The sequence below is a fragment of the Pseudoalteromonas sp. 19-MNA-CIBAN-0066 genome (assembly GCF_040308705.1).
GTDB classification, from domain to species: Bacteria; Pseudomonadota; Gammaproteobacteria; order Enterobacterales; family Alteromonadaceae; genus Pseudoalteromonas; species Pseudoalteromonas nigrifaciens.
This window is the reverse complement of the sequence record NZ_JBEONZ010000151.1, coordinates 1-290: the sequence shown is the minus strand read 5'-3', so window position 1 is coordinate 290 and position 290 is coordinate 1. Positions and strand designations below refer to the sequence as shown.

At 38.6% G+C, this 290-nt stretch carries 1 pseudogene; it reads right to left on the bottom strand.

Going from position 1 to position 290, the window contains the following annotated elements:
* Positions 1 to 108 precede the first annotated feature (108 nt).
* Positions 109 to 290: pseudogene (locus tag AAEZ18_RS18595) on the bottom strand (methylmalonate-semialdehyde dehydrogenase (CoA acylating)); the annotation flags it as partial.

The window sequence follows — 290 nt, the reverse complement described above, 5'->3', positions numbered from 1 at the left end:
CTATTGAATATATAATAAATCATCTATGGTAACGTACTTACGGTATAACGCTTAAAGTGAAGGTTTCTATCCATTTGTCAAATGGATAGAAACCTAAAGTAACAAATACTATTTCATAGTAGGCATCGAGAAAGAATTCGTTGTTTGCTGCCCTTTAGGCCATCTGGCAGTGACTGTTTTCATCTTAGTATAGAAGCGCACACCATCGTTACCATGCATGTTTAATGGACCGAATACTGATCGCTTCCAACCACCAAAACTATGGAACGCCATAGGCACTGGGATTGGAA